6 protein-coding genes are annotated in these 4,679 nt (G+C 65.4%); 2 read left to right on the top strand and 4 right to left on the bottom strand.

The genetic code is table 11. From position 1 onward, the window contains the following. Window positions 1-163: 163 nt before the first annotated feature. Window positions 164-1,075 carry an MBL fold metallo-hydrolase gene (locus ACFR9S_RS04315; protein ID WP_379731126.1) on the top strand — a complete coding sequence of 304 codons (912 nt, stop codon included), beginning with the start codon at window positions 164-166 and terminating at the stop codon, window positions 1,073-1,075. 9 nt (window positions 1,076-1,084) lie between these two features. Here the strand turns inward: ACFR9S_RS04315 and ACFR9S_RS04310 are convergent, their stop codons facing one another. From ACFR9S_RS04310 to ACFR9S_RS04295, 4 genes are all read right to left on the bottom strand, one after another. Further along, the gene (locus ACFR9S_RS04310; protein WP_379731127.1) at window positions 1,085-1,753 is read right to left on the bottom strand and encodes a hypothetical protein; all 669 of its coding nucleotides are present in this window, start codon (window positions 1,751-1,753) and stop codon (window positions 1,085-1,087) included. Window positions 1,754-1,967: 214 nt separating this feature from the next. Further along, window positions 1,968-2,501, bottom strand: coding sequence for a DUF1102 domain-containing protein (locus tag ACFR9S_RS04305; protein ID WP_379731128.1), 534 nt, complete (start codon window positions 2,499-2,501; stop codon window positions 1,968-1,970). 59 nt (window positions 2,502-2,560) lie between these two features. Continuing rightward, on the bottom strand, window positions 2,561-3,091 hold the full coding sequence (locus ACFR9S_RS04300; protein WP_379731129.1) for a hypothetical protein: 531 nt from the start codon (window positions 3,089-3,091) through the stop codon (window positions 2,561-2,563). Window positions 3,092-3,117: 26 nt separating this feature from the next. Continuing rightward, window positions 3,118-3,702, bottom strand: coding sequence for a DUF1102 domain-containing protein (locus ACFR9S_RS04295; protein ID WP_379731130.1), 585 nt, complete (start codon window positions 3,700-3,702; stop codon window positions 3,118-3,120). Between the two features lie 377 nt (window positions 3,703-4,079). Between ACFR9S_RS04295 and ACFR9S_RS04290 the strand changes: the two genes are divergently transcribed. After that, window positions 4,080-4,679: AMP-binding protein (locus tag ACFR9S_RS04290; RefSeq protein WP_379818129.1), on the top strand; the 600-nt coding region annotated here is incomplete at its 3' end.

The following is a 4,679-nucleotide window of genomic DNA, read 5'->3' as shown; positions in this document are numbered from 1 at the left end:
TGCGGTCGCAAGTGGTCAAGCATCGAGATGCTGTCGCGGGTGCTGTCCCAGTAGCCAACGATCGAGACGCCGCCCCGGTTACCGTTGCAGTCACCAACCACCGAACCGGCCATCAGTAATCGTCACCAGAATCGTTTTCTCCCGCCCCACCGGCCACCAACGTATGGCCATCGGCGACGTTCAGGCAGTCGCAGGCACCGAGAACGTCCACTACGTCGACACCGGGATGTACGACACCCCCCAGTACGGCTCCGTCTACATCATCGACGGCGAACGAACCGCCGTCGTCGACTCCGGCACCGGCGGCGACTACGACGCCCTCACCGGCGCGCTCGACGAACTCGGCATCGACGAACTGGACGCGGTGATCCTCACCCACGTTCACCTCGACCACGCTGGCGGCGCCGGGCACCTGCTCGAGGACTACCCCGGCGCGCAGGCGTACGTCCACGAGCGCGGCGCGCGACACCTGATCGACCCCGAGCGCCTCGTCGCCGGCACGAAGGACGCCGTCGGCGAGCAGTGGCAGTACTACGCCGAACCGGTGCCGATCCCGGAGGACCGCCTCACCCGACTCGCGGACGGCGACGCAGTGGATCTCGGCGACCGGACGCTCACCGCCCACGAGGCGCCGGGGCACGCGCCCCACCAGCACGTGTTCCACGACGCCGCCGCGGGGATCGTCTACACCGGCGACGCTTCGGGGATCTACGTCCCCGAGGTGGACACGATCCGGGAGACCACCCCGCCGCCGCAGTTCGATCTGGATCAGGCCCGCCGGGACGCGTCGACGATCACCGATCTGGAGCCGGAGATCCTCGCGTTCGCGCACTTCGGCCCGCGGGCGTACGACGAGGAGATGCTGCAGGGGTACAAGCGCACGCTGATGGAGTGGGTCGAGGCGGTGCGGCGGAAGCGGGCGGCGCTGGCGGACGACGACGCGGTGATCGAGCACTTCGTCGCCCACGCCGACGAGACGGCTGGGGCCGAGGTGTGGGGCGAGGAGAAGGCCGAGGCGGAAATGCGGCTGAACACGCGTGGCGTACTGGCGTACCTGCGGCAGAAGGAGGCCTAACGCCGGGACTCACTCGGGCGTGACTGCCGGCGTCAGCACGTCGGCGAGCGACGACTGCTCGGCCGTCGCGTGAACTGTCGCCCCCTGCCCGTCTTTCAGGACGCGGCTACCGGCGCTGCCTCGGGGGGTGTCGACGACGAGACCCACGTCCACGTGGTCGCCGACGCCGAGTTCGACCGCGGCGGTGTCGACACCGGCGCCGTACTGTGGCTGGCGCTGTCGACCGTCCCCTTTGAGCGCGCCGTAGTCGCCGTTGAAGTTCGCGAGGCTGATCGCGGTGGCGTCGTCGCTCCACGACCCGACGTAGAACGCGTGGCTCTTGCTCCCGTTCCGGCCGCCGTCCTCAGCGAGCCAGACGTAGACGGGCTGGGTTCCCTGATTCTTGATTCGGAACAGGTCCCCGACCGTCGTCACGGCACCGGCGTTCACCCCCTCGCCGAGCAGGTCGTCGTTGCCGTCCGAGAGGTCGGCGGCGAACTGCCCGTCCTCCGTCTCGACGTAGTCCGCGTTGCCGCTCCCCGGGACGGCGGTCATCGCGAGGAGCGCGTTCGCGTCGTCGGCGGTCTGGACGGTGAGGCTGCGGTCCGCCGAGACGCTGGTGAACGCCCCCGTGCCGATTCCTGCTGCCGCCGCCGCGGTGAGCGATCCGAGGCCGGCGACGAATTTGCGTCGTTGCATTGGCTATCGTGCCTCGTCACCACGCATACAGCGTAGGTGGGTAGTATTGACACGGCTGAGCGCGTTCAGCCTCGGCTTGTCGGGTTCGACGACCGGCTCTGGCGGAGCCTGTGGGGAAGCATCGCGAGGGGAGACCACCTCTACTGCTTACGGCCCCCTCCGAGGGGGCGGAGAAATCGGGCGTCGATGCGGCGAACTCGACGAACGGCGCCGGCTACGTCGGCGGTTCTGCGCTCGCGTGGATCGTCACCGTTCCGGAGAGCGAGCCGGCGTCACCGGCGCCGGAGGCGGTCGTGTCGACCTCGACGCCGATCTTCATGTGTGCGCCCGCGGCGAGGCCGATCTTCGCGTTCGACGGCCCGTCGAGGCTGTTCGAGTCGGGGTCGAACCGATAGAACGTCACGCCCGGGAGGTCGTGTTCGAACCAGACGTTGACAGCCTGCGTGCCATGGTTTTCCAGTTTGAACACGTTCGCGAACTCGGTGACAGCATCTTGGTTGACACCCTCTCCGCCGACGTCCGTCTCATCAAAGTCAAGCACCAGCTTCCCGTCTTCGTACGATGAGAACACCTGGTTTGGCCTCCCGCCGACGTGCTGTTTCAAGGTGAGGAACGCGCTACTGTCCTCGGCGACGCTCACCGAAACTGCTCGATCCGCGCTTACACTCGTGAACGCGCCCGTTCCGACGGCCGCGGTGCTTGCCGCGGTGAACGATCCGACGCCGGCGATGAAGATGCGTCGTTTCATACTGATACCCTCGTGGGAAACCCACCGGCGGAGTCGAACCGCCGAACGGCCGGAGTGGGTTAGTCGTCGGGTTGATCAGCGACGATGGTCAGTGTCTCGTCGAACTCACCAATGCTTGAACTGTGGGTGTCGATGTAGAGTCCGACGTCGATGCTGTCGCCGACGTCGAGTGTCGGTGGATCGTCTTTGAGAACCCCGTCGTCGTTGACGAGTGCGAGATCGGCGAGGTTATCGCCGTCGTAGGTGCTATATAGCTCGACTGGCTGAGTTCCCTGATTGCTCACGCTGAACAGGTCGTGGAACTCGTAGACCGAGTCGATCCCGACACCCTCCGCATCGGAGCTCTCGCCGTCATCATCCCCGGGGATCTCGAACTTGACCACGTCTCCGTTGGTCGATGATCGCCCCGTTTCGCCGCCGAGTCCGTCGTCCGCAATTGGACTCATTCGAAGGAACGCGTAGGCGTCGTCGGCAATCTCGACGCTGACGGAACGCTCAGCACTGACACTGGTGAACGCGCCAGTGCTGATTGCGAGGCTCCCACCGCCGACGACCGTTCCGAGGCCGGTTAGCAGTCTACGCCGTCTCATAATTTAAGGGTTGGAGGGAGTTCGTCCTAGTTCCCGCTGTCGGCCATGAAGGTGAGGGTGCCACCGCTCAGGTCGCCGGTGGAGTGGCCCTTGGGAATGTAGACACCGATGTCTTCGAGCGTCTCACCGGGGCTGAGAGTAACCTTGCCCCAACTGCCGTTGGCGTAGTCGAACCCGAGACCGTCGTCACTGTCTTCGGAGTAAACCCCTAGGAATCCGTCGTCGGAATTGGGACTGGATACGATTAGATCCGATTCGATCCAGAATTCAACATCCTGAGTACCGTTGTTCGTTACGTCGAGCAGGCGATCGAAAATCGTCTTTGCGTTCTTGTTGATACCCGACGCCGACGCATTTGCGGTATCTTCCACTTGAGTGAAGTCGAGACTCACCTCGCCGTTACTAATGTCGACGTACTCCTGAGCGTTCGCGTAGACGTCCCCGTTATCGTCTTCTGCCTTCGTGATACTGAGGAAAGCGTTGGCGTCACCTGCAGTTTGAATACTCAGACTACGATCCGCCTGCACACTCGTGAACGCGCCCGTACCAATGCCCGCCGCGCCGGCGGCGGTAAGCGATCCCAGACCAGCGATGAACTTGCGTCGTTCCATTGTCGTAGTACCTCGTTCGCGTCCCGAGCTCGCCCCGGGAACGCTTCACCCGACACATATCCCCCTTTGTAAGTAGTAATGACTCGGCTGACACGATTCAGACCGAACCAGTTAGCGAACCGAAACGTCTCCGACCGAACCTGAGAACGGTGACCGACCCCACAGACCCGGCCTGACCGCACCTCAAGCCGGTCTTGAGGCGCCAACCGAAACCGCTCCAGTCGGTCGTTTTCGCCGATTCATCCGGGATCGAGAAACAACGCCGAGAAACGGAACTCCCGTGGCCGAAACCGCCGTCGACGCCGGCCCAATCAACCCCGAGCAACACCCCCGACGTGTACGGAACTTTATGGTGGTTCCCCGCCCATCCCGACCTCATGGACATTCGCGAAGCCGAACAGGGGTTCGACCACCCCGTGATCGGCGACGACACGCTGCCGGCGATGTTCGAGGCCAGCGCCGAGCGCAACGCCGGGGAGGTGGCCCAGCGCTACAAGGGGGGGATCTACGACCGCTCGCTGGTCGCCGAGGGCGTGATCCCCGCGGCGCCGGCGGGCGACTACGCCGACCTGCGCTACGAGGAGACCCGCGAGATCGTCCGCCACCTCGCCGCCGGCTTCCGCGATCTCGGCGTCGGGGCCGGCGACCGCGTGGGGCTGTTCGCCAACACCCGGATGGAGTGGGCGCAGGCCGACTTCGGCGTGCTCGCCGCCGGCGGCGTGGTCAACACCGTCTACAGCGGCTCCTCGGAGAACCAGACCGAGTACCTGCTGGGCGACGCCGGCGCCGAGGGTGTCGTCGTCGAGAACGGCGACCTGCTGCACAAGGTGCTGCACGTCGAGGACGAACTCGATCTCTCCTTCATCGTCGTGATGGACGAACCGGCCGACGGCAGCGGCGCCGCGGCGGCGGTGCGGGACCGCGACGACGTGCTCACGCTGGGCCAACTCCACGACCGCGGCGCCGACGCGTTCGAC

The sequence above is a fragment of the Halolamina salina genome (genome assembly GCF_042678005.1).
Taxonomy (GTDB): domain Archaea; phylum Halobacteriota; class Halobacteria; order Halobacteriales; family Haloferacaceae; genus Halolamina; species Halolamina salina.
This window is presented reverse-complemented; position numbering and strand designations above follow the sequence as displayed.